The following is a 23,804-nucleotide window of genomic DNA, read 5'->3' as shown; positions in this document are numbered from 1 at the left end:
ACGATCCTTCTCATCGGCATCGACCAGCGCGTACCCAACGAGCCCTCCCGGTCGGATACCATTATGCTGGCTACCCTGGACCCGGAAAAACCCGGGGTCGACATTCTCTCCATTCCCCGGGACAGCCGGGTGCAGATCCCCGGCCACGGTTATGATAAGATTAACGCCGCCCATGCCTACGGCGGTCCCCAGCTCCTGCTGGACACCATTAATGACCTGCTGGGCACCCACGTCGACAAGTACGTGGAAGTCAACTTCCAGGACTTTAAGCAGATCATCGACATCCTGGGCGGGGTGGACATCGACGTTGATAAACGCATGTACTATCCGGAGGAGAACATCAACCTCCAACCGGGATTCCAGCACTTGAACGGCTACGACGCCCTGGCCTACGTCCGTTATCGCTACGACCCCGAAGGGGATATCACCAGGGTCGGCCGGCAGCAGAAATTTATGAAGGCCATTATTGCTCAAACCATGAAATTGAGCACGATCCCCAAAATACCCAGACTGGTTGCGGAGATCAGTAAGGACGTTAAAACCAACTTGAGTGTTCAGGAAATGCTTTCCCTGGCCCTGAGCATGAAGAATCTGAATGGCAGCGACGTGCATACTTACATGATCCCCGGTGAAGGGAAGTATGTAGGCGGCATCAGCTACTATATTATCGACCGGCAGAAGCTGCCCGGTGTCCTGGCGTCCATCCCCAACTTGCGCTAAAAACCATCAGGCCGGAGGTAAGGGGCTGCCGGCAACCCCGCACCGCCGGTATACTTTCCGGTGGCCTTATGTAAGGCGTGCCGATTATTTCTTTAAACCAGAGGTTTAAATTTTATGTCAAGTAGCCATATCCTGGGAAACCGGGTCGACGCCCTCACCCTGGCGGCTGCCGTCGCCAGGGTGGGCGATTTTATCGCCTCCGGTTCGCCCCACCACATTGTCACGATGAATGCCGAAATAGCCTACCTGGCCTACCGGGAGCCGCGGCTGCAGCAGATCATCAACAGCGCCGACCTGGTAACGGCCGACGGCTCCGGCATCCTCTGGGCGGCCCGGAGCCTGGGGACCCCCCTACCGGAGCGGGTAACGGGCATAGATCTCCTCCAGGCCCTGGCGGCCGAGGGCGCCCGGCGGGGGTGGCGTTTTTACCTTTACGGCGCCGCCCCCGGTGTGGCGGCGGCTGCGGCCGGGCGGCTGCAGCAGGAACACCCGGGCCTGATTATCGCCGGCAGCAGCCACGGTTACCTGGGCCCGGACGCCATGCCCATCCTGGTGGCCGAGATCCAGGCGGCCCGGCCCCACATCCTCCTGGTGGGCCTGGGCGCTCCCAAACAGGAGTACTGGATTGCCGCCCACCTGCAGGAGCTTCAGGTGCCGGTGGCCATGGGCGTGGGCGGCAGCTTCGACGTTCTGGCCGGCCGGGTGCAGCGGGCGCCGGCCTGGATGCAGCGCTTGAACCTGGAATGGCTCTACCGGGTTATCAGAGAACCGAAAAGGGTCAAAAGGACCCTGGCCCTGCCGAAGTTTATATTAGCTGTCAGGCAGGAAGCCCGGCGCCGTGACGGCGGCACCGGGAAGAAATAACCCCTGGCCACGTTGGCTGCAGGGAAATGGCCGGTACCGCCGGGCTGTTCTTTGCTGGTCCAACATGGCGCATATTAGGGTTATAACGCCCCCGGGGCTGGAGCCTGTACCACCAGCCCCGGACTCTACCTACATAAAAGGGAGAGGCATCATGGGGAAGAATTTACATAATGCCCGGAACACTACCCGGATTCTCATCTTCATCCTCCTGCTCTTAATTCCCATCCTGGCGGGCCGGCCGTCGGCCCCGGGGAGCAGGGGCTTTTTAAACGACCGCGCCGCCGACATCATCGGCGCCCGGCCCCTGGCGGCGCCGGGGCTGGTGGCCCCGGAGGGCCTCACCGGCAAGGGGGAGATCGTTGGGTTGGCCGACAGTGGCCTGGATGCCGGCAGCCTCAGCGACCTGCACCCGGATCTACAGAGCAATCCGGGCCGGATACCCCGGGTCGTCATGCTCCAGAGCTGGGCCGGCCGGGATAAACCGGACGACCCCATCGGCCACGGCACCCATCTGGCTGGGATCATCGCCGGCAGCGGCGCCGCCTCAAACGGCCAGTACCGGGGCATCGCCCCCGGGGCCAGCATCTACTTTCAGGGCCTGCTGAACCAGCAGGGCGAACTCACCCCGCCCGACGACCTGGCCCGCCTTTTCCGCCCCGCCTATGAGGCCGGGGTCCGCATCCACGTCGACGGTTGGGGCGGCGGCCCCAATGCCTATCGCGGCGCCACCGGCCAGATCGACGCCTTTGTCCGCCGCTATCCCGACTTCCTGCCTATCTTTGGCGCCGGCAACGGCGGTCCCGTCCAGGGCTCCTTGACAGCCGAGGCCAACAGCAAAAACGCCCTGGTGGTCGGCGCCAGCGAAACCCCCCGGCCGGCCTTTAGCCCCGACGCCAACGACGCCCACCGCCAGGCTGACTTCTCCAGCCGCGGCCCCGCCGGGGACGGGCGCTTAAAACCCGACCTCCTGGCGCCGGGTTCGGCCGTAGTCTCCACCCGTTCCCGCCTGGTGGGTTCCAACTTCCCCGCCAACCAGGAGTATACCGTTATGGGCGGTACCAGCCAGGCGGCTGCTGCGGCCGGCGGCGCCGCCGCCGTGTTACGCCAATACTTGAAGGCTAACGGCTTTGCCGATCCTTCGGCGGCCCTGCTGAAGGCTGCCCTGATAGGCGCCGCCTGGACCCCGGACGGGGGACCTACGGCCACCTTTCCCGGCATCCTGGACCTGGCCGGTACCATCCTCGCCCTGCAGGAAAAAACCATGACCCTGGTGGACGGCAGCCAGGGCCTGATCGAGGGGCAAGAAGCCACCTTTCAAGTCCGGGTGGTGAACGGTAGCGCCCCCTTCCGGGCCACCCTGGCCTGGACCGACCCGGCGCCGGCCCCCGGCGCTGCTGCCAGCCTGGTCAACGACCTGGACCTGACGGTGATTGCTCCCGACGGGAAGACATACCTGGGGAATGACTTCGCCGGCAGCGGCCAGCCCGATCGGGTTAACAACCTCGAAAAAGTTTACATAAAAAATCCGCCCCCCGGCACCTACACGGTCAAAGTACAGGCGGCAGCCATCAAAAAAGATGCTATAGGTGGCAGCAATACCCCCGCCCAGGATTTCGCCCTGGCCTACGGTCAGCCCCTGGACCGGGGGGTGGTGGCCGCGGTGGCGGCCGACGGCCGCATAACCCTGGCTGACGGCCGCGTCCTCTCCCCATCGCCGGGAAGCGTGAAAAACTGCGTCGACGGTGCCCTGGCCCCGGCCGACGCCGCCCATATCCTCCCCGGCGCCGACGCCTACATCGGTCCCGGCAGCCTGTACCTGGTGGGACGTCGCTGGCAGGCCGCCGGCGTCCAGGCTCTGACCACCAACCAGGGTCCCCTCTTGCTGGAGATTAACAGCGATACCCGTACCGGCGGCTATTATTTTAACCCTGCCGGTAGCGCCAGTCTCAACGGCCGGCCGGTGGGCATAACGGACCTTCCCCCCGGCTTTACCCTGGCCGCCACCCTTAACCCCGCGACAGCCACCCTGTGGCAGGTCCGGGCTGGCTACCAGGATAAAGACGGCTTCCTCGCCGGGGTGGATCTTGAGAAACAGGAGCTCAAGCTGGTCGGCCAGGATAAGCCCTATCCCCTTAACCCCCGCACTGCTGTAACCTTTGCCGACCGCCTGGTGGCGGCTACCCCGGCTGACCTGCCCTACGGCGCCGCCGGCCGGGCCGGCCCCACCACCCTGGTGCCCGGTATGGCCGTGCGCCTGATGCTTGACCCGGAGACAGGGCAGGTTGTCTATATCGCCGTCAAGCGGGAACTGGCCCTGGGCCGGGTAGCTAAGGTTAACAGCACCACCCTGGAGCTGGAAGGCGGCGGGACCTACGCCCTCTTCCCGGGGGCGCCGGTGCAGCGGGACGGCGCTACCGCCGGCCTGGCCGCCATCCAGCCCGGCGACTGGGTTATCCTGAACCTCATGCCCGGCAGCCGCCAGGTAATCACCCTGACGGCCTATAGCAGCGTCACCTACGGCCGCGTCCTCTATGTCAGCGGCGACCGGCGCAGCCTCTACCTTATGGATTACGCCAACCAGTTCCACATCTATAACCTGGACGACGCCACGGAGGTCTTTCGCTGGGGTTTGCCGGTAAGCGCCGCTACCTTAAGCCCGGGCGACTGGGTGCGCCTGACCACGGCGCCGGGGCAGGCTATAGCCCGGCGGGTGGACACCGTCACCCCCATGGCAGAGGTCAGTAAAAACCTGGCCGGGGTAGAAGCTTCCCAGGGGCTGTTGCGTACCGCCGACGGTAGCACCTACACCCTGAGCGACCGCACCCTGGTCACCCTGGGCGGCTACCGGGTGGCCGCCGCCGACCTGCCGGCCTGGTTACCCGTGACCCTCACCCTCCTGCCGGGCAGCGATCGGCCGGTCCTGGCCCGGGTGGCCGCCGACAGCTGGCCCGGCAGCCGCCCGCCGGAGCTGGTCGTCTCCGTCCTGCCCCGGCCGGACGGCGTCCTGCTGCAAGGGAGGACCACGGGCGACCGCCTGTATATAAACCATGGCGACGGCAGTCAGGAGGTCGTACCCCTGGCGCCCGGCGGCAGTTTCCAGCACCCGCTGGCCGCCGGTGAGAAGAGCGTCCTGCTGGTGGCCCTGGACCGGGCGACCAGCGGGGTGACGGGCAAGAGCCTGGAACTGGGCAACACCCAGGCAGAAGGTTTCTGGGATACCCGCGGCCACTGGGCGGAAAAGGATATCAACCAGATGGCCGCCCGGGGGCTCATCGCCGGCTACGAAGACGGCAGCTTCCGGCCCGACAACCCCGTCACCAGGGTGGAGTTGGTCGCCTTCCTGGTCCGCCTGGCCGGCTGGCCGGTAGCCGGCCAGGAACAGCCCGCCTTCACCGACGGGAACGCCATCCCCGCCTGGGCCCGGGCGACGGTAGCCGTAGCCCAGGAGCGCGGCCTGATTGCCGGCTACGCAGACGGCAGCTTCCGGCCGGACCGGCTGGTCAGCCGGGTGGAGGCGGCAGTTTTCTTCGTACGGTACCTGGTGATGACGGGCAAGCTGCCCGCCGGCAGCGCGCCAAGCCAATCTAACCCAACCAATCAGGGCGCTGTCACCGAAGCAGCTGTCACAGGTGCAGCAGCTCCCGATAACCAACCAGGCAGCAGTTTACCAGCCGGCCAGCAGCAGCCCCCCTTCAGCGACTGGGATACCATCCCCGCCTGGGGCCGTGAAGCCGTCGCCCGCGCCTACGCCGCCGGCCTCATGCGCGGCGAAGAACCGGGCATCTTCGCCCCCGACTACCCCCTCACTCGCGCCGAAGCCGCCGCCATCCTGGCGCGAGTGCAGTGAAAGGGCGTGATTTTCTATTTGCGACCATATACACTACAACTTGCTACCATTTCCAGGGAATGATATAATGATTTTACAAAATAGGCCGGGTAGGAGGGCATTAATTTGCGCCCGGAAGCATTTAATGAAAAAAACATAGCCGCTTTCTGCCGTGAACAGGGAATCTCCCTGGCCATCCTTTTTGGTTCCCGGGCCACCGGCCGGATACACGCCGGCAGCGACTGGGATCTGGCCGTATGGGTAGAGGATGAACGAATTTTGGAGAGCAGCCTTGTCGCTGCGGGGCGAAAACGCAAACTCATTCGTAGCTGGTGCAATTACCTGCAAACAGGTAACCTGGACTTGGTGATCCTTAATCGGGCCACAGCATTAATAAAGTTTGAAGTCGCCCGTAATGGCAAATTGTTATACGAAAAAGAATCGGGCCTCTTCGCTTCATTTTGTTCCCGAGCTTTAAGAGAACATAACGACGCCCGGCTGTTTTATCAGGCCACCAGGGAATATATCCACCGGGTTGCTGAGGAGTGGCGGGAATGGTAAACCCACTGGTAGTGAGCAGGAAGCTGCAAAAACTAAAACAATATCTTGCCGAGCTGGAAACAATGCGTGATATTTCCCTCGAAGACTACCTGCAGGATTTTCGGTATCAGCGCATCGTTGAACGTTTGCTCCAGCTTATTGTCGATGTAGCAGTAGATATTAATACCCATGCTGTTGTCGATGCCGGCAACCCGCCGCCGGCGGATGCCTTCAGCTCATTTGAGGAAGCAGCAAAAATAGGCTTAATTTCATCCTCCTTAGCTAGGAGGCTCGCGCCTTCCACCGGTGAGCGCAATGTCATCATTCACGAATACGAAGCTATCGATAATACCATTGTTTATGGCAGTATCGACGAAGCCTTGAAGGGCTACCGGCGCTACCTTTCCCAGGTGGAGAGGTATTTACAAAGTCATAGTGACCAATAGGTATTTAAAACAAGGGACCCCGCGAGGTCCCTTACTTCGTCTCCAGCCAGAGGATAATCGTCTGCTGTTTCGTTTCCTGCTCCCAGGTACTGAGCTGCCGTTCCAGGGCTTGCGCCTCTCCCTGGAGCTTTTCCTTTGCCGCCGGGTCGCTGGCGGCGTTCACCTGGGCGACCTTGGCCTGGTACTGGTCCAGGGTGGCGCTGAACTGCTGCGTCAGGTCCTGGGTGCTGGTATTCCGGTACGTTACCTGGCCCAAACCCGCCAGGCCCGCCAGGAGGCTCGCCGCTCGGTTTTCCGGTAGAGTAAACTGGCAGATAAAGCGTTTCTCCCCGCCGTTGTCCTGGTCGGCGATGATCTGCACCCCGGCGCCGCTGCTGCCGGCCAGGCCCAGGGCCTGCGACCGGGCGGCGGCTATATCGGCCACGCTGACCTTCAGCATGGTGCTGGTAACCTGGCGCCCGGTGCTCAAGAAGCTCCGGGCCGGATAGGGTTCGTTGGCGGCCACCCGGGTGGGCTGCCGGTTGCCGCTGTTGCCAGGCTGCTCCCCGGTGGCACCGGGGGTATTATTCGTGTTCCCGGAGGCACCCGGTTGCTTGCCAGTGGCAGCATCCCCGTTACCGGGGGCGGTGTTAGCGCCACCCGGCTGTCCCCCCGTCCCTGCCGGCGGGCTCCCGGGGGTTGGTGTCGTACCCGCCCCAGCCTGGCTACCAGGATTGGCTGACCCTCCTGCGCCCGGGGTGGCGCTGGCGTCGTTGCCCGGCACCGGCGTGCCGGGAGCGCTTGGCTCACCACCCGGGGTTACGGCCACCTGCCGGCCGCCCTGATCCGGGCCCTGGTGGATAGCAGTGACGATACTGCCGGGCAGCTGTTGCCAGAACCCGCGCGCGGCGTAGCTGATGGAACCGGCCGCCAGCATGGCCACAGCCGCGGCTGCGGCCACCCAGGGCCGCATTCCTCGCCAGGCTCGCGGTCGCGCCAGCCCCGTGTGCTCCTGGTCCGGCACTTGAGTCTTTCGGGCTACCATGCCCTCGCCTTTTACTCCCGCCGCGCTTCCGGCAGGGATCAGGCCAGGGAACGGCTTGCCGGCGGCGGCCGCATTAGCTGCTGCCGCCCGCTCCAGCCCGGCTACCCGCGCCAGCACCGCCGCCGTGAAACCCGGCGGTGCCGCCGCTACCTTTAACCCCCGCAGGGCCCGGGCCAGCTCCCGCCAGCGGGCGAGTTCCTCTCGGCAGGCCGGGCAGCCCTCCAGGTGGCCCTCCAGGGCCGCCCTTTCTTCTCTTGCGAGTTCCTCGTCCAGGTAGGGCGAGAAGAACTCCCTTGCCTCACGGCATTCCATACCCTCTCACCTCGGAGCCGCCTGCTTCACGGGCGGCTTCTCCTCATGAGCCTCTAGCCATTGCTTTTTTGTTTAGGCGCAGGCTCTATTTCCGCGCTTGTTCCCCCGCCATTTGCAAAACCTTCTCCTTCAGGGCCTGGCGCGCCCGGTTCAGGCGCGACTTCACCGTCCCCGCAGGGCAACCCAGCAGGGAGGCGATTTCTTCATAACTGTAGCCCTGCAGCTCCCGCAGCACCAGGACCGTCCGGTATTCCGCCGGCAGCTGTTTTAAGGCGCTGCGGACAAACCCCTGCAGTTCCTGTTCCGCCACCAGTTCCCCGGGATCGCCGCCGGCCGCGGCCACCTCCCGGGTAACTTCCCCTTCACCCGTATCCAGGGGGGCGTCCAGGGAAACCGTCGGGTGGCGGGTTATTTTCCGCCGCAGGTTTAAATATAAATTTACGGTGATGCGGTGCAGCCAGGTACCCGGATCGGCCTCGCGGCGGAAATTCTTCAGGCCCGTGTAGGCCCGGACGAAGACCTCCTGGGCCAGGTCCTGGGCGTCGGCGTGGTTACCCGTCAACTGGTAGCTGAGGCTATAGATCTTATCCTGATAAGTAACCACCAATTCCTCAAAGGAAGCAACGCCGTTTTTTTTCCCCGGCGCCTTTTGCTCACCAAGGTCCAAAAGAAACACCCCTGGAGGCCCGGATTCCCCGGACACTTATTAGACAAACGAAACGGCCGAAAAGTTCCCGCTTCCGGCGTGGTAAGGCAAGAAAGTTTATCTTTAGAGCGAAGTTTATGTTAAAGCGCAGCTGCATCCGCGTGGCAGCGGATCCTGCTTAACGAAGGCTTAATTAAATATAGAAAGCTACCTGCGCACTCCCAGTATATATTAGCCGGCGCCATCCTGCAACCTGACAAATGATGTAATTTACCCCGGATGATTAAATTTAACTTTATGCCCTTTATGTCCATAAAACGGAGGGGAAGCGGAGCAAAAGGGGGGATGGTACCGGTAAGGCAGTTAAATTTGATTTAACCTGCTACCTTAGATTGACGTTCACAGCTATCCGCAAAAAAATTTTTCCTGCCGGGAACTTTTTGTTTTCCTGCGGTGTCTAAATAAATGGTTAGGCGAGGAAAAGCTGTCCATTCCAGCAGGAAAACTGGACGGCCGTGTAGAATATTCCTCACCTGGGGAAGTTTCCCCATCGCAGTGCCAGCCGCAGCCTTGAGATGCAGCAAGGATCGCGAAATTAGAGCAAAGGAGGAATGTGCCGGGTAATGAGGTTTCCCGGACCGGCAGGCAAAGTAGTTTAACTCGTCTAATCGCCCTACATAAGGGCAAAAACTCAAGGAGGGAAAATAGTTGTTAAAAACTAGGAAGAAATGGCTTTCCATCCTGCTCACCCTGGCCATGCTGGTGGGCCTGATGGTACCCCTGGCCGCTCCGGCTTTGGCTGCCAGTACGTATAGCGTAAGCACAGTTATCCCGGTTTCGGCAGGGCAAGTTAATACCTTTACTCCGCCTATTTTTTTACAGATATCCATGGATTCAACCACGGCCAGTAATTCGGCAGGGAGTAGTATCGTATTAGATCTACCTACTAGTCCTTCCAACTTTGGTATGAGTGTAGGAAACGTAGTATATAGCGGGACCTTCGGAAATGGAACAAGTATTTCACTTAATCCTAGTAATCCTGTCACAGTAGGTGGAAGTACCTATTACAATGAATACACATTGAAAATAAATAGTGTAGATGCCTCCAATACTACGGCAACAACAGGCACAATTAGTATTCCGATTAATGCCATGTATGTTCCCGGTGGTGCCAATGGCAGTGTAAATATCACCGCATCGGCGCCAAATGGATCTGTTTTCTCCAACGGTACCATCACAGTCGCTACTGCTGGTAGTGGCAACGTTAATGTGGCGATCGAGAGCGTGAACTCAATAAGTGCTGCTTCTAACCAATCGCTTGGGGTTATTGACGTGAAAGAAAGTATGGCCGGAGCTTTGAGTGGCAGCGGGGCTCTGAAATTTACCTTGCCGCCGGGCTTTAGTTGGAATCTACCCACGCCTGCAGCAAATGCAACCACTGTATGGGGTAGTGGCTTAAACTTCGGCTTTTCTTTAGCAAACAATAACCGTGAATTGGATCTAAATGTTACTAGTACCTCAACTCAAGCTTCATGGATTAAACTACATGATCTTTCTATTAACGTCGATCAATCTGTCGCCAAAACCGGAACCGTGACGGTCTCGGTAAGCGGTGCCAACAATTTATCTTCCATGGATGTGGCCAATTACGGGGATTACGGTTTGACGGCTACTGCCCTCGGCTCAAACAACTTGGTGGCCGGCAAGGCGGCCCAGGATCTTGGCGAATTCCAGATTAAAGAAAACTTGGCCGGCAGCTTGATTAACAACCGTACAATTACCCTTTCATTACCTGCTGGACTGAAATGGGCTAAGTTCCCTGAGTTCGACAATAATCTTACGACCAGTAGCGGTGTAACAGTAAATTGGCAATCTGTTGGTAGTGATGCCCAAATGATTCAGGGCACTGTACAAGGGATTCCTAATGGAACTTCAAGTGCTGCAACTCTAGTATTCAAGAAGGCTGAAGTAACGCCTGCCATCGATTTCAGTGGTGATGTAGCTGTTACTTTGGGCGGCAGCGAAGGTCTAACAGGTACCTTGACGTTGGGTAAAGTCGCGTCTGGTATTACTGTGAGTACATCCAGCACTCCGCCCGATGTTAAAATCGGTATGGCCGGCCAGTCTGTTGGCGATTTGACTATTACTGAAAACGCCGCCGGCAATATTGACAGCACAATAACTTATTCAGCCATTGATACTCACAGTACCAGTGGTAACGGCAGTACCTATGGCCTAGTTATAAAGAATTCGACCAACAGTCAGGCCTCACTTTTAGTTACGTTGCCTGCGGGAGTAACTTATACTTCCACTCCTACAATTAGCGTAACCAGCGGCGATCTCCAGCTTGACACTGCAGCAGCCACTACCAGTACGGACTCTACAGGGGCGGGTGTCTTTACTATTCCGGTAAAGAGCACCAGCACTACGCCCAGCACTATCAAGATCAGCGGCATCAAGATCACTATCGATCGTACCGTCCCTGAAGGCCCCATCGCCATGAAGGTAAAAGGTACGGCGGTTAATGAATCTACATTCTATGCTGATGGTACTACGATTAAGTCTACTGATAGCGCTATTTTCACCAATAACACCACTGCCGCAAAAGTTACGGTGGCCAACTGCGTAACCCCGGCTCCCGAACCGACTAAAGCTACAGTAGTCTTCACCATTGGCAATACCACCTTTACTGTCAACGGTGTAGCCTCAACTATGGATGTAGCCCCATATGTGGCAAATGACCGCACCTATGTACCTGTACGTTATGCCGCCCAAGCACTAGGTGTATCGCCTGATAACATTCTTTATAACGACGGAAAAGTAACCCTGATCAAAGGTGATAGGGTAGTTCAGCTGACCATTGGCAGCAACGTAATGTTGATTAACGGCGTTGCTATCACTATGGATGTCAATGCTACCACTACTAATGACCGGACCATGCTGCCCCTGCGCTGGGTTGGCCAGGCCCTTGGCGCCACGGTAAATTGGGATAATACTACTCAAACTGTTACGATGACTATGTAACGTTCATTTAACTTAGTGGAGTCCGGTTCCTTATGGAATCCGGACTCCTTTTCCTTATTTATTTAAGTTAAATTAAGTTAAATGCAATAGCAGAGTTGTTCTCTGGCTAGTATCTAGGCTTAGTTTTATGTGTAACCTTTCTGTGAGAAAAAGGGGTAATATCCATGCGTAAATTTATGATAGTAATATTAAGCGTTTTAATGTTGATAGTCAATATCCCGATCGCTAGGGCTAGTGAGGTTGCATATCCTCAAATTACTTTGCAACAGGCTATCGATAAGGCCATTGCTAATAGTAGCACTTTAAGGGCAGACAGCCTGATAGTTGATCAGGCAAAAGATAACCGCGATGCTGCGGCGCAGGCAGTAACTTTTGTGCCTGCTGGACCCACTACCCCCCAAGCAGAAGGATCTTTTAACGCTTTACAGCAAGCGGATCTCAATTGGCAGATGGCTAAGAGAAATTATGATGCTGACAATGACACGGTTACAATAAAGGTATATCAAGCCTACTATGGTGTTCTTCAGGCGCAAGCGGCCCTAGAAGCGGCAGAAAGACAATTACAAAATATTGAGTGGCAGCGTAAGATTGCCGCTGTGAGCTATAGGGTTGGTATGTTGAGTAATTCCCAAATGCTGCAAACAGATGCCAGTTATAATGGAGCCCAATCCCAATTAGCATCTGCGCAGAAAGCTTTGAACGATGCATATGAGAAATTTAACCTATTAGTGGGTCTAATGCCCGAGGAACGGCCGGCTTTGACAGATCAGCCAGTTTTTGCACCTCTGGTAATAAATAGTCTCGATGCCGAAGTGTCGCGAGTTTTGGATACAAGCCCAACGTTTTGGTTGCTACAAAAAAAGGTCGATTTAGCTAAACTAGCATTAGATCTATATAGCTTTGGTCCGGCCGAGCACCAAACATATAAGGCAACAGAACTTGGTGTACCAATTGCTGAACAAAATGTAGCAAGTATGCAAGATCAAATGACCCAGATGGTCCGGTCACTTTATTACTCAATTAAACAAATGGAAGAAAATTATAGTGGCCTGCAAGAAAAATATGCCATTGACAAAGAAAATCTGCGTGTCGCCAAAATAAAATATTCAGCAGGGGTAGCAACTGAGGGTGAAGTGATTGCAGCTCAAGTTAATTTAGCTCAGGATGCACAAAATATGACGAATCTTATCTGCCAGCATCAATTATTGGTAAAAGCTTTTGAAAAACCTTGGGCTTACGCGGCATCCAGTTCGAGTTCAAGTAGTAGTACAAAATAAAGTTAGTTACCATTTAAGGCAGCCTATCTTTTTATTTTAAAATACGCCGGCTTCGAACCGGCGCTTTTAAATATCTATTATGGCTAATATAATAACCCTTTACTTATAACATTGACCATCTTAATTTTAATTAGTTATGATTACATATGTTCAGTTATGAATAGGATCTAACTATCAACCCTGGTGTAATTTTAACCCACCATCCTCATCTTTTCCTTTTATAGATAATACTTTTTTGTTATAAAAACCATCAAAGCGAATAGCAAAGTGTCTATGGCCGCTAAAACCACAAGTTCCGGCAGGATGAGAGGGAACCCATCTCCATCAAGAAGGCTTTTCGTACGTTATCACAAAAATTGGTCAGGAGCTTCAGGCAGACAATAATAGACCACTGACTACCGGCTGTCCTGGTGTTAATGGCCAGTATGCCATCGCCTTAAGGATGGTGATGGTAGCTTATGTAAACAAAATTGCGGCATATAAGCTCTGGGGAACGACCTATGGTCCTTGCTGATTTGCCTTTGCCTTAAATGGCGATGAGATTTAAAATCAATTCTATAATATGCTTTAACCTTTTTTCTATATTTCTGGGGCTTAGAGGGTCTTCCTGCCAGAGGACGGCCAAGATGTCCTTGTTGGTAATATAACTGGAGCAGAGAGTATTGATGCTGGTCAGAATTTGTTTGGGGTCCAGATCGGGACGGAAAACACCCCGGGCGATACCTTCTTCGAGGATGGCTTTGAGGCTGGGCAGCCCTTCTTCCCAAATCTCCGGCAGCACCTTGCGGGCATAGTTGCCCCCCTGCAGGGCTTCCCAGGCCATGAGCCGTGGATAGTTGGGGTTGGCGGCCAGATAATAAAAGTAATTGCGGATGGCCTCCGCAACCTGCTGTTTTAGATTGCCTTTTTCGCTGAAGGCTTTTTTCCCGGCGGCCAGGCTCCGCTCAAAGTTTACCTTGAGGACGTAGGTATACAGTTCTTCCTTGCTGTTAAAATAGTGATAGAGCATGCGCTTATTTATCTGCGCCAGGCTTGCTATTTCGTCTACCCGCGCCCCGTCGATGCCCTTGGCGGCAAAGACCGCTTCGGCGGCAGTCAAGATCCGATCCTGGCTGCCTTTGGCTCTCCTTTCCATAATTTACTCACACCTTATCTTTTTTCAAGTTAATGATACCCTGACAGTCTCCTATGCCGTCAGGGTAAATTTTACACCAATTGGCTTAGTTTAGCCAGGCATTCCGGTTGTTATTGTCACCGCGACGGATACGAGATGCCGCCGTTAATCGGCAGTCCACCTTCTGGACGCGGTCTTGCCCGTTTAGTAAAGGTAATAGCCGGCAGCACCGCTAGGAAGGCCATCAGGCCTAAGGCCAGGACATGCGGCAGGATATAACTTATATCAAGCTCCTTCAGGGCGACCTGCCGGAAGCCCAGGACCATCCAGGTGGAGGGCAGCAGCCGGGCCAGGTAATTGATAAAAGCCGGGATGTGGGTGCCGGGCCAGGTATAACCGGAAATCATAAAGAAGGGGACGGACAAAAGCATCACATACCTGGTAACCTGCAGGGAGTTGGGCGCGTGGAGGGAAATGAAGAAACCGGCGCCGGTGATGACCAGGTCGTAGAGCAGGCCGAGCAAAAGGATAAGGGGCAGGGAGCCGCCGATCTTCACGTGGACGAAGCGGGACGCGAACCAGAGCAGGAGGGCGTAATTAAAGAAGTTGGCGGTGAAATAGGGGATGACTTTACCGGCGAAGATTTTCCAGGCCGGTACGGGGGCGCTTAAAAATTGTAGCCAGGTTTTCCGCTCCTTCTCCCGGGTGATGGTCAGGCTGACGCTGAGGAGGCCGATCTGGTGCAGAATAATCATGATTAAACCCATATATAAGAAGTTGGCGTAGCTGAATGTGGGGTTGTACCAGACCTCGGTGTTCAGGGAAACCGTGTCCATAATGGAGCGGATATCGTTTTTGTTATAACCCATGTCCGCCAGGTAGGAGGCTGTGTTGCTGACGCTGAACTCGTTAAATACTTCGCGAATGTATTTGCGGGTGTTGTAACCCCAGATTAAATTGGAGCCGTCGTAAACGGTCAGGACCCGGGTCAAGGTGTGCTGGGCCATATCCTGCTCAAAGTGCTCCGGGATGACTACGCCGGCCCGTACCCTGCCGCACTTCATGCCCTCCTGAAGCCCCGGGTAGGTCTTGATGGCGTCCACCACCTGGAAGTGGGGGCTGTTGGCAAAGGCGGCTGCTACTTCCCGGCTGAGTTTGGAGTCGTCCAGGTCGACGATGGCTATAGGCACGTCGTTAAGGACGGCGCTGGCATAGGCGGCGCCGAAAAGGGCGGCATAGCCGAGGGGGACCAGGAAGACCATTAAAAAAAGGATCTTCTCTTTAAAGATGTGGATCATTTCGTAGTGGGCGATGTTCAAAATCTGCCTCATGAACCTTCCTCCTAACCCCGCGAGATAAAGACAGCTGCTGCCCCGTAGCATACGGTGGCGACGGCCAGCATGGCCAGGATATAATGGGACATCAAAGGCCAACCGGCGTTTTTGCAGGCGAAGTAGTTTAGCCCCTGGAAGAACCATGTCTGGGGCAGTAACCAGGCAGCTTTTTGCAGGTAAACCGGCATGGCCTCCAATGGCCAGGTATAGCCGGACAGCACAAAGGAGGGCAGGGCGATAATCATTCCGAACCTGGCGGCGTCGACGGCGTTGTGGGCAAAACTGGACGCCAGAGTGCCGATGGCGTGAATGGCTATGGCGAAAGCCAGGGTGAAGAGGAGAAAGGACGGCCAGTTACAGTTAAGGGGCAGCTTAAAGACGCTGAAGGCCAGAACATACAGGGGCAAAACGATGGCCATGAAGATAAATACTTGGGCTATCGATTTGCTGGCGAAAAATTTAAATTTGGAAATGCCGCTGGCCTTGATTTGCAACCAGCTCTTCATACCTCGTTCGCCGATGACGTTCAGGCACGCCGCCAGGGTGCAGCACTGCTGCCAGATGTTTAAAGCCAGGGCCAGGACCAGGAAGTAGGCGTAGTTGAGGGCCGGGTTGAACCACGGTTCCTCGTCGAAGTCGATGGCTTGGTAGGCTGCTTTAGCTTGGTGCAATTGAACTCCCCGGGCCACCAGGGCGCTGACGCCGGCCTGGGCGCCGACGGTGCGGGTAACGGTCAATAAGGCGGCGGAGGCATTGGTGGCGTAGATCATGTTGCTGCCGTCAATAATCGCCAGCACCCGCGTCTGCCGGCCGAGGGCTACGTCCCGGCCGAAGTTCTCGGGAATTACGACGCCCACGACGGCTTTCCCCTGCTTAATTAAGTCCTGCAGGTCGTCGTAACTCGCGACTGAGGCGACCAGCTTTAAATACTCCGCCTTGCCTATCTTCTCCACCAGCTCGCGGCTGGCGCGGGAGTTGTCCAGGTCGACGACCGCCGTAGGGATATTTTTTAATATCTGGGCGCTGTAGGTGGCATAGAATAATACTAGCCCGATTAAAGAGCCCCAGAGCAGGATGTTGCGCAAACCCCTGTCTCGCCAGAGGTAAAACACTTCGCGCCGCATAATTGCCAGGTTTTGTTTAAGCATCGCCGTCACCGCCCTGTGGGGCCAAATCATCGCGATGGAGCGTGAGACAGCAGGCCTGGGATTCTTTAAGATTGCCGTAATCGCCCGGCCCGGCCAGGGACTGGAGGCGAGCGTTCCATTGTACCAGAGCTGCTGCGGGCTGGTAAAGGGCTAATTTGCCCTGCTCCAGCCAGCCGATTTGCCCCACATGGGGCAGGAACTCGGTGTTACCGAAGGCCCAGATACAGGTCCCACCGGCGGCGAGGAAGTTCTTTAACTCTCGCAGGATGATGCGGCGCGAATCCAGGTCGATGGCGCCGATAAGCTCGTCGGCGAGGAGCAGGCGGGGGTTGTTGAGGAGGGCGCAAGCCAGGGCCAGCCGCTGGTACGGGCCCGCCTCCAGGCCGCCTGCGGGTTGATTTAACACCTCACCCAGCTCCAGCGCCTTGATCAGCCGGGCGATATTCTCCCGGCCGGCGTTTTTCAGCGTGGCGATAAAGTCGAGGTTTTCCGCGGCGTTCAAATCATGGAAGAGACTGCGCTCCTGGGTGACCAGGCCCAGGTATTTTTTAAACCCCTCGTTCTTCTGGACATCCATCCCGGTAACCTCGACCTTCCCGGAAGTGAACCTGTCGATGCCGGCGAGGATATGGAGGAGGGTCGTCTTGCCGCTCCCTTTCATTCCAAAAATCCCCAGGCATTCGCCGGCTCTTACTTCCAGCGCCAGGCCGTCCAAGACGGTTTTTTGGCCGATTTTTTGCGTCAGGTCTTTGACGGCAATGATTGTCTCCATTTACTGTTACTTCCCTTCCAGGATTTTTACCCTGGCCGTCATGCCGGTTTTTAAGACCAGGTCCGGGTTGGGGACGTCGATTTTAACCTCGAAGCTCCGGATATCATGCTCGTACTGATCGTTAATCGCCTTTTTGACGGCAAACTCCCCGGCGTCGTTGATCCATACGACCTTGCCTTTAAAGACTTTGCCCGGGAAGGCGTCTGCCGTTATCTCCGCTTCCTGGCCGAGGTGGACGCGGCCGATCTTCTTTTCGCTTATGTAAACCTTGACGTAGGTATGGAGGAGGTCGGTAATTTCAAAGACCGGGGTCCCGGCGTTGACCATTTCGCCCTGCTCGAGGAGTTTTTGGGTGATGAAGCCGGCCATGGGGGCCTTTAAAACGGCGTCGGCCAGGTAGGCATTTGCCTCCTGCACTGCACCGCTGGCTTGCTTGCCCTGGCCGGCGGCGGCCTCTTGTTGGGCCTGGGCTATCGCCACCCCAGTGCGGGCCGATATTGCCTGGTCAAGCATGGCCTGGGCCTCCTGCAGTTTCTTTTGCGCCGCGTTGTAGCCGTTCTGTGCCCGCTCGTGGCTGATCTGGGCGGCGTTGTAGCCGTTTTGGGCCCGTTCGTAGCCGTTTTTGGCTTCTTCTAGTTTGCGGTCATCGATGGCTCCCTGGTCGTGGAGGGCGCGGAGGCGGTCGTAGAGGTCTTTGGCGTTGTTCAGCTGATCTTGGGCATCTTTAACGCCCACCTCGGCTGCGTTTACTTGATCTTGAGCGTCCTTAACGCCCACCTCGGCCGCGGCTACTCCTGCTTCGGCCTGTTTGATCTTGGCTTCGATCTCCTGGCCCTGGTAGATGACGTTGTTACTGGCCTGGTTTATCTGCCCCTGGGCGGCGGCATAAGCCCCTTCGGCCTGGGCCAGCTTGGCATTCAGCTCGCTACTGTCCAGGCGGGCCAGTTCCTGACCCTGCTCTACCCTGGCACCCTCGTCGACAAGCAGGGTTTCGATTTTGCCGGGAATTTTAAAAGCTGCCATGGCGGTCCTGGCTTCGATTGTCCCGGTGGCTGTGAGGCTGTCGCGCTCTTCGGCGATTGCTACTTGCTGTTTGTAAAAGTAGTTGTGAAAGATTAAGACGACTACGGCGATGATGCCTGCCAGCAAGATGGTAACTGCCGCTTTTTTGAATCTGATGTGGGTTAAAGCGTTCACACCGGCCACCCCTTTGTTTTTAGTATACTAACTAGTTAGTTACTTATCTACATCTTATATATCGCCTGGGGGTGCAGGGTGTCAAACACGAAAAAAGCCGCCCGGAACCCGAGGCTTTCCTTTATTGAAAAGCTCTGCCCTCAGGGCACTTTTACCATGGCCTGGCTGCTATTTGCTGCCAGTCAAAGGTACTGGCGATTTTTTTCATTGGCATCTTTAGCAAAAAAGCGGTAGAGTAATGGAGACTGTAGTATAATAGGGGCGAAGGGAGGAGAACTTGAAACTTAGATTTACTGCCCATGCTGAAGTATGGAGGCGATAAATCATGAAGTTTCGTTATGATCCAGATGCCGACGCCTTATATATACGTTTTAATGAGAGCTCTATTTGTGAAACTGAAGAAATATCCCAGGGTGTATTGTTGGATATCGATGAAGAAGGCAAGCTGGTAGGCCTGGAGATTCTTAATGCATCTAAAAAATTGGGAAAACCTCCTTTGACTGTGGAGGTAGAGCTATCGAAGGCTGCTACTATATAGCCGGCAAGGCATAAATGTTGACAAGGCACCCCCGCGGGTGCTATTATTTTTTCGTTATTACTTCGAAGTCGTATTATACGGTTTCAAAGCAGGTGGTGGGATTGCAAGAGATCCAGCTTTTGGAGCTTTACAGCCGGGTGTACCGGCGGCTGGCGCCGTTGTTCCAGGCGGAAGGGTTTTCCGGCACGGGACCCTCGTTCTCTGGAAGGTGCATAACTGGGGGCCCTTGCGGGTAAAGGATCTGGCCGGGCATATAGGCATCCCGCCCAGCACCTTTACCGGCGTCCTGGACCGCCTGGTGGCCAGGGGGCTGCTGGAGCGGGTACCGGACCCGAAGGACCGCCGCAGCGTGCTGGTGCGGGGGTCGCCTGCCCTGGCGGAGCTGATCGGCCGGCTGACGGCAGCCATTGAAGGCGAATTGAAGCATATCTTCAATGCTTTGCCGGAAGACTGCAGCCGGCGCCTGCTGGCCGACCTCCAAGCTCTCAGTCAATACATGGAACGGGAAAAAGGTGAAAGTATTGGCCGAACATGAAAAAGCACAGCCGTGGGCGGCAGCGGGCCTGCCGGCAGCCGACGGGGGGGTTGAGGGTTCCTGGGTCATCCCCGTCCTGGTAGCCCTCATCGGCGCTTTTATGTCCATCCTGGACTCCAGCATCGTCAATGTGGCCATCCCGACCATCATGCACGTTTTTAATACCGACACCAGCACGGTGGAATGGGTGGTCACCATTTACATGCTGGCGCTGGGGGTTATCGTCCCCTTAAACGGCTGGCTGGGCGACAAGTTGGGGTTTAAAAAGGTTTATATCATCGCCCTGGTTGTCTTTACCTTCGGTTCTCTTTTGTGCACTCTAAGCTGGAACGTCGATTCCCTCATCGCCGCCAGGGTGGTCCAGGCCCTGGGGGGCGGCCTGATCATGCCTACCACTATGGCCATGATTTACCGTATGGTGCCGCGGGAAAGAATCGGCAGCGCCATGGGCGTGCTGGGGATCGCCCTTTTTGTGGCGCCGGCCATCGGGCCGACCCTGGGCGGCTACCTGGTGGAGTACGTTGACTGGCGCTGGATTTTTACCATCAACCTGCCCATCGGGGTGCTGGGGGTGCTCCTCTCCCTGATCCTCCTCCCGGATTTCCCGCCGGTCGAAGCCGGCCGGCTGGATGTCGGCGGCGCCGTAACGGCGGCGACAGGGCTTTTTACCCTCCTCCTGGCCCTGAGCAAGGGAGCGGATTGGGGCTGGACCTCAGAGGCCACCGTCTTCCTGTTTTACACCAGCGCGGTTTCCCTGGGCCTCTTTGTTTACCTGGAACTTACCTGCCCCAACCCCCTGCTGGAGCTGCGGGTCTTCCGCTATCCGACTTTTACCCTGGCTAACCTCATGGTGGTGGTAACTACCATCGGCCTTTTCGGCGGTATTTTCTACGTCCCCCTTTTTCTCCAGACCGTCCGCGGCCTGGGGGCCATGGAGACGGGCCTGCTGTCTATGCCCGGCGCCCTGGCTTCAGCGTTGATGATGCCGGTGACCGGCCGCCTCTACGACCGCATCGGGCCCCGTTTAATGGCGGTGACCGGGTTGGCCGTGCTGGCCTTTACGACCTATCTCTTCCATTTCATAGATATTGTTACCCCTGACAGGGTGATTATTACCTGGCTGATCCTGCGGAGCGTGAGTATGTCCTTTGCCTCCATGCCGGCCCAGACGGCGGCCCTGGCCGGGCTGCCGCCCGAAATGGTCGGCCGGGCTTCGGCCATGACCAATATTATCAACCGGGTGTCGGGCTCTTTCGGGATAGCCATCCTGACCTCGATCTTAACCAACCGTACGGCCCTGCATACTACGCAGCTAGCCAGCCAGTTGACAGCGGACAACCCGGCCGTTACGTCGTTTTTCCAGCAGGTGGCTTCTTACCTGGGAAACAGTGCGGGGGCGGCGGCCCAGGTTAAGACTCTGGCTACCACTTACCTGGCGGAGCTGGTGTCCCAGGCGGCTTTTGTAAGGGGAATTGACGATATTTTTGTGGTGATGGCCGTGTTCGCCCTGGCCGGCATCATCCCGGCCTTCTTTCTCCGAAAAGGGTCCGGCGGCGCCAGGCCGGGTTTCGGCGGCGAGTAAATGAAAGGAGTGAGCGGTAATTGTCCAGGAAGTTAATAATCATCCTGGTGCTGGTTTTGGCCCTGTTTGGGGCTGGCGCCATTGCCTTTTATTACTACTACGAAAATATCAATTTTGCCAGTACCGACGATGCCCGGGTGGCGGCCGACACGGTGACGGTGAGCCCGGAAATAGCCGGCAAGCTTCTGGAATGGCGCGTCCAGGAAGGCGACGAGGTTAAAGCCGGTCAAGTCCTGGGCCGCCAGGACCTGGAGGCGTCCCTGACTTCCAGCGCCGTGAATCCCCAGGCGATGGGAACGGCGGCCGGCGTGATGGCCGGGAAAGCCGAAATTGAGTCGCCGATCGACGGCCAGGTAATCCAGTCCAAGGCCGTGGTTGGGGAGATGGCGGCCCCGGGCATGGCCCTGGCGATCATCGCCGATACGGAACACCTGTACATCAGTGCCAATATAAAAGAGACGGCCATTGAAAAGGTCAGGACCGGCCAGGTGGTGGACGTTAGTATCGACGCCTTCCCGGGCCGTCATTTCAGCGGCAGGGTGACCAGTATCGGCCGGGCGACGACCTCGGTATTTTCCCTGCTGCCGGCCCAGAACTCCAGCGGGAACTATACCAAGGTCACCCAGGTCATACCGGTGAAAATCCAGCTTTTGGACGCCGGCGATGTTAAATTGATGCCGGGGATGAATGCCACGGTGCGGATTCATATCAGATAAAACACTTTTTCTTTCGGGAGGGGCGCAAGCCATGCGAATGCGGGGGAAAAGGGCGATAGCCCTTTTGCTTACAGGCATCCTGGCCCTGGGCGCCGCCGGTTGCGGGGCCGGGGCCAGCGACCAGGTGGCGGTTAAGGTTGTTGCAGCCAGTAAAGGGAAGATTGAGGCGACGGTAGAAGTAACCGGCTCCCTGGCGCCGGCGCGGACGGCCAATGTCGTCAGTAAACTGACGGGGCAGGTGACGGCTGTAAAGGCCGATGTCGGCGACCAGGTGCGGGCCGGCCAGGTGCTGGTGGAGATTGATACCAAAGAACTCCAGGCCCAGCTCCAGCAGGCTGAGGCGGCCGTCCACGGGGTCCAGGATCAGGCGGAACAGGCGCGCATCGGCATGGAGGCAGCCCAGGTAGCCATCGCCAACGCCAGGGTGGCGCTGGACGCCGCCCAAAAATACTATAACCGCATTAAGGCCCTGTTGGATGCCGGCGCGGCGTCCCAGAGCCAGATGGACGACGCCCAGACCAAACTGGACCAGGCGAAGAACGGCTACGACGCTGCCAACAAGCAGTATGAAACGGCTAAAAAACAATATGAAATCGCCTCCGGCTCTGGCTTGGAGCAGGCGGAAGCTGCGGTTAACGTTATCAAAGTGAATATGAGCAATGCCAGCATTACCAGCCCCATCACCGGCGTGGTCACCAACAGGAACATAAACCCGGGCGAAATGGCGGCTCCGACCAGCCCCCTGCCCCTGCTGATCATCGCCGACACTTCCACCCTGAAGTTCCAGGGAACAGTCGGCCAGGAGGCCGTACCGCTGCTGGCTACCGGCCAGAAGGTTACGGTCACCCTGGACGCCCTGCCGGGCCGGGAGTTTAACGGGAGCGTGACCCAGGTGGGCCCGGTGGCGGCGGCTTCGGGACAGCGTTTCCCGGTAGAGATCAGCCTGCCCAACCCCGGCGACCTGAAGGCCGGTATGACGGCCTGGGCGATTTTTAAACTCGCCCCTCCGGAGGGCATTGTCGTCCCGGCAGCCGTCGTCCGCACGGATAACGGCCAGGACTATGTCTTTGTGGTCAAAAACGGTAAGGTAGAGCGGCGGCCGGTTGTCCTGGGCTTAAAGAATGACACCCAGGTGATGGTGCTTAAGGGCCTTGACCCCGGCGAGCAGGTGGCCGTGACCAACGTGGGCGTGCTGCAGGATAAGATGGCAGTGACGGTGGAGTAATGTTAGTTCAGACGGGATTGACTGGATAATGGGCTAATGTTAGGATGTAAAGTAAAGAAATACTAAGGTAGGTCCTGTGCTTAGGAGTATGGGGTTTGCTAATGAGAGGGAAGCACTTAAGGAGCAGGCTTTACTCCTAATTTTAAGCAAGATAAACCGATATCGAGCCGAATGCTCATACTACGAAAAAAAGTATGGTATGTACTTCCAAGCTATGAACTTAATTGGAACAACCTGCTTTCCGCGGATCTGGCCTGGCAAATGAGTAAAAAGTCCCTGGAAGCAAATCGTGATGCTTTAGTATTAAAGACTTGTAAGAGTTACTGGGATGTCCAATCGGCTCAGGAAAAAGTAGATGTGCAGCGAAAATTAGAGCAACAAGCGTTATTAAACTTGCAAAACGTTCGTGCCGGGCTTCAAGCGGGAACGGTTCCCCCCTCGGCAATTGTGGCCGTGGAAGGCCAGTGGAACAGGCTCAAAATAACCTCCAAGCTGCTAAAAAAGCCCTTGATGATGCCTATAATACCTTCAACCTATAGATCGGGATGGATGCAGGTGAGAAGCCAATTTTAGTCGATAATCCCAAATATGAACCTCTTGAAATTACCAACCTGAACTATGAAGTGGAGAAGGTAATCGAAAATAGTCCGAGCATCTGGCTGGCTCAGCAAAAAGTAACCTTGCAGAAATGGGCGGCCGATATGATGTTTTTTACCGGCCAGTATACCCCTTACCAGGCCAGGCAGATAGCCGTCGATCAAGCGAAACTGGACGCCGCCAACGCCAGTGATCTTATGAAAATGGTAACCAGGCAGTTATATTATACGACTAAAAGCCTGGAGGAATCTTACCAGGCGGCTCTGGAAGCCGAAAAAAATAGCGCAGGACACTAGCGTTGCATAAAAATCTGCAGCTTACCCCAAGGCAATATATGGAAACTGGATACGTGTAACATAATAACATT

Annotated in this window: 20 protein-coding genes; 13 read left to right on the top strand and 7 right to left on the bottom strand. The window is 56.6% G+C overall.

Translation table 11 applies throughout. The features are described 5' to 3' along the window. The 5 genes from SDD30_RS15840 to hepT all read left to right on the top strand — a co-directional run. On the top strand, positions 1-720 hold a 720-nt coding region (locus SDD30_RS15840; protein WP_434075906.1), incomplete at its 5' end, for an LCP family protein. Positions 721-834: 114 nt separating this feature from the next. Further along, positions 835-1,584, top strand: coding sequence for a WecB/TagA/CpsF family glycosyltransferase (locus tag SDD30_RS15835; RefSeq protein WP_434075905.1), 750 nt, complete (start codon positions 835-837; stop codon positions 1,582-1,584). Positions 1,585-1,735: 151 nt separating this feature from the next. Continuing rightward, positions 1,736-5,431: a S8 family serine peptidase gene (locus SDD30_RS15830; RefSeq protein WP_434075904.1), complete on the top strand. Its 3,696-nt coding sequence runs from the start codon at positions 1,736-1,738 to the stop codon at positions 5,429-5,431. Positions 5,432-5,536: 105 nt separating this feature from the next. Then, entirely contained in the window at positions 5,537-5,971 is a 435-nt protein-coding gene (gene mntA, locus SDD30_RS15825; RefSeq protein ID WP_434075903.1) for a type VII toxin-antitoxin system MntA family adenylyltransferase antitoxin, read from the top strand. Continuing rightward, the gene (gene hepT / locus SDD30_RS15820; RefSeq protein WP_434075902.1) at positions 5,965-6,396 is read left to right on the top strand and encodes a type VII toxin-antitoxin system HepT family RNase toxin; all 432 of its coding nucleotides are present in this window, start codon (positions 5,965-5,967) and stop codon (positions 6,394-6,396) included. The genes mntA and hepT overlap by 7 nt, the downstream gene beginning before the upstream one ends. 31 nt (positions 6,397-6,427) lie before the next feature. Here the strand turns inward: hepT and SDD30_RS15815 are convergent, their stop codons facing one another. Next, positions 6,428-7,732 carry a zf-HC2 domain-containing protein gene (locus SDD30_RS15815; RefSeq protein WP_434075901.1) on the bottom strand — a complete coding sequence of 435 codons (1,305 nt, stop codon included), beginning with the start codon at positions 7,730-7,732 and terminating at the stop codon, positions 6,428-6,430. A gap of 85 nt (positions 7,733-7,817) precedes the next feature. Continuing rightward, positions 7,818-8,399, bottom strand: a complete 582-nt coding sequence (locus SDD30_RS15810) for a sigma-70 family RNA polymerase sigma factor (RefSeq protein ID WP_434075900.1) — start codon at positions 8,397-8,399, stop codon at positions 7,818-7,820. 687 nt (positions 8,400-9,086) lie between these two features. Here SDD30_RS15810 and SDD30_RS15805 point away from each other — a divergent pair. Further along, on the top strand, positions 9,087-11,402 hold the full coding sequence (locus SDD30_RS15805; RefSeq protein WP_434075899.1) for a stalk domain-containing protein: 2,316 nt from the start codon (positions 9,087-9,089) through the stop codon (positions 11,400-11,402). A 164-nt stretch (positions 11,403-11,566) separates the two neighbouring features. Then, the gene (locus SDD30_RS15800; RefSeq protein ID WP_434075898.1) at positions 11,567-12,679 is read left to right on the top strand and encodes a TolC family protein; all 1,113 of its coding nucleotides are present in this window, start codon (positions 11,567-11,569) and stop codon (positions 12,677-12,679) included. A gap of 526 nt (positions 12,680-13,205) precedes the next feature. On the opposite strand, the gene SDD30_RS15795 is transcribed toward SDD30_RS15800, so the two are convergent. From SDD30_RS15795 to SDD30_RS15775, 5 genes are all read right to left on the bottom strand, one after another. After that, entirely contained in the window at positions 13,206-13,814 is a 609-nt protein-coding gene (locus tag SDD30_RS15795; protein ID WP_434075897.1) for a TetR/AcrR family transcriptional regulator, read from the bottom strand. A gap of 116 nt (positions 13,815-13,930) precedes the next feature. Further along, positions 13,931-15,124 (bottom strand): ABC transporter permease, encoded by a 1,194-nt coding sequence (locus tag SDD30_RS15790; protein ID WP_434075896.1) that lies wholly within the window; start codon positions 15,122-15,124, stop codon positions 13,931-13,933. Between the two features lie 11 nt (positions 15,125-15,135). After that, positions 15,136-16,275 carry an ABC transporter permease gene (locus SDD30_RS15785; RefSeq protein ID WP_434075895.1) on the bottom strand — a complete coding sequence of 380 codons (1,140 nt, stop codon included), beginning with the start codon at positions 16,273-16,275 and terminating at the stop codon, positions 15,136-15,138. Beyond that, positions 16,268-17,047 carry an ATP-binding cassette domain-containing protein gene (locus SDD30_RS15780; protein WP_434075894.1) on the bottom strand — a complete coding sequence of 260 codons (780 nt, stop codon included), beginning with the start codon at positions 17,045-17,047 and terminating at the stop codon, positions 16,268-16,270. The genes SDD30_RS15785 and SDD30_RS15780 overlap by 8 nt, the downstream gene beginning before the upstream one ends. Before the next feature lie 6 nt (positions 17,048-17,053). Further along, the gene (locus SDD30_RS15775; RefSeq protein ID WP_434075893.1) at positions 17,054-18,244 is read right to left on the bottom strand and encodes an HlyD family secretion protein; all 1,191 of its coding nucleotides are present in this window, start codon (positions 18,242-18,244) and stop codon (positions 17,054-17,056) included. 325 nt (positions 18,245-18,569) lie between these two features. Between SDD30_RS15775 and SDD30_RS15770 the strand changes: the two genes are divergently transcribed. From SDD30_RS15770 to SDD30_RS15740, 6 genes are all read left to right on the top strand, one after another. Continuing rightward, positions 18,570-18,782 carry a DUF2283 domain-containing protein gene (locus SDD30_RS15770; RefSeq protein ID WP_011393808.1) on the top strand — a complete coding sequence of 71 codons (213 nt, stop codon included), beginning with the start codon at positions 18,570-18,572 and terminating at the stop codon, positions 18,780-18,782. Positions 18,783-18,819: 37 nt separating this feature from the next. Further along, entirely contained in the window at positions 18,820-19,317 is a 498-nt protein-coding gene (locus tag SDD30_RS15765; protein WP_434075892.1) for a MarR family winged helix-turn-helix transcriptional regulator, read from the top strand. Further along, positions 19,295-20,899, top strand: a complete 1,605-nt coding sequence (locus tag SDD30_RS15760) for a DHA2 family efflux MFS transporter permease subunit (protein ID WP_434075891.1) — start codon at positions 19,295-19,297, stop codon at positions 20,897-20,899. The genes SDD30_RS15765 and SDD30_RS15760 overlap by 23 nt, the downstream gene beginning before the upstream one ends. Positions 20,900-20,919: 20 nt before the next feature. Beyond that, positions 20,920-21,615 (top strand): HlyD family secretion protein, encoded by a 696-nt coding sequence (locus SDD30_RS15755; RefSeq protein WP_434075890.1) that lies wholly within the window; start codon positions 20,920-20,922, stop codon positions 21,613-21,615. A 31-nt stretch (positions 21,616-21,646) separates the two neighbouring features. Then, positions 21,647-22,840 carry an efflux RND transporter periplasmic adaptor subunit gene (locus SDD30_RS15750; protein WP_434075889.1) on the top strand — a complete coding sequence of 398 codons (1,194 nt, stop codon included), beginning with the start codon at positions 21,647-21,649 and terminating at the stop codon, positions 22,838-22,840. 545 nt (positions 22,841-23,385) lie between these two features. Then, complete coding sequence (locus SDD30_RS15740; RefSeq protein WP_434075887.1) at positions 23,386-23,733, top strand: hypothetical protein; 348 nt, start codon at positions 23,386-23,388, stop codon at positions 23,731-23,733. Positions 23,734-23,804: the final 71 nt, after the last annotated feature.

The organism is Moorella naiadis (nom. illeg.) (genome assembly GCF_051020825.1).
In the GTDB taxonomy this organism is placed as follows: Bacteria; Bacillota; DSM-521; order Neomoorellales; family Neomoorellaceae; genus Neomoorella; species Neomoorella naiadis.
Note: the sequence above shows the minus strand (reverse complement) of the source record. Positions and strands in the feature narration are given on the sequence as shown.

Excerpts from the sequence above, each read along its gene's own strand:
- SDD30_RS15770 (WP_011393808.1), top strand. The coding sequence starts at position 18,570 with ATGAAGTTTCGTTATGATCCAGATGCCGACGCCTTATATATACGTTTT.
- SDD30_RS15830 (WP_434075904.1), top strand. The coding sequence starts at position 1,736 with ATGGGGAAGAATTTACATAATGCCCGGAACACTACCCGGATTCTCATC.
- SDD30_RS15815 (WP_434075901.1), bottom strand. The coding sequence starts at position 7,732 with ATGGAATGCCGTGAGGCAAGGGAGTTCTTCTCGCCCTACCTGGACGAG.
- hepT (WP_434075902.1), top strand. The coding sequence starts at position 5,965 with ATGGTAAACCCACTGGTAGTGAGCAGGAAGCTGCAAAAACTAAAACAA.
- SDD30_RS15750 (WP_434075889.1), top strand. The coding sequence starts at position 21,647 with ATGCGAATGCGGGGGAAAAGGGCGATAGCCCTTTTGCTTACAGGCATC.
- SDD30_RS15795 (WP_434075897.1), bottom strand. The coding sequence starts at position 13,814 with ATGGAAAGGAGAGCCAAAGGCAGCCAGGATCGGATCTTGACTGCCGCC.
- SDD30_RS15790 (WP_434075896.1), bottom strand. The coding sequence starts at position 15,124 with ATGAGGCAGATTTTGAACATCGCCCACTACGAAATGATCCACATCTTT.
- SDD30_RS15740 (WP_434075887.1), top strand. The coding sequence starts at position 23,386 with ATGGATGCAGGTGAGAAGCCAATTTTAGTCGATAATCCCAAATATGAA.
- SDD30_RS15800 (WP_434075898.1), top strand. The coding sequence starts at position 11,567 with ATGCGTAAATTTATGATAGTAATATTAAGCGTTTTAATGTTGATAGTC.
- SDD30_RS15835 (WP_434075905.1), top strand. The coding sequence starts at position 835 with ATGTCAAGTAGCCATATCCTGGGAAACCGGGTCGACGCCCTCACCCTG.
- SDD30_RS15780 (WP_434075894.1), bottom strand. The coding sequence starts at position 17,047 with ATGGAGACAATCATTGCCGTCAAAGACCTGACGCAAAAAATCGGCCAA.
- SDD30_RS15785 (WP_434075895.1), bottom strand. The coding sequence starts at position 16,275 with ATGCTTAAACAAAACCTGGCAATTATGCGGCGCGAAGTGTTTTACCTC.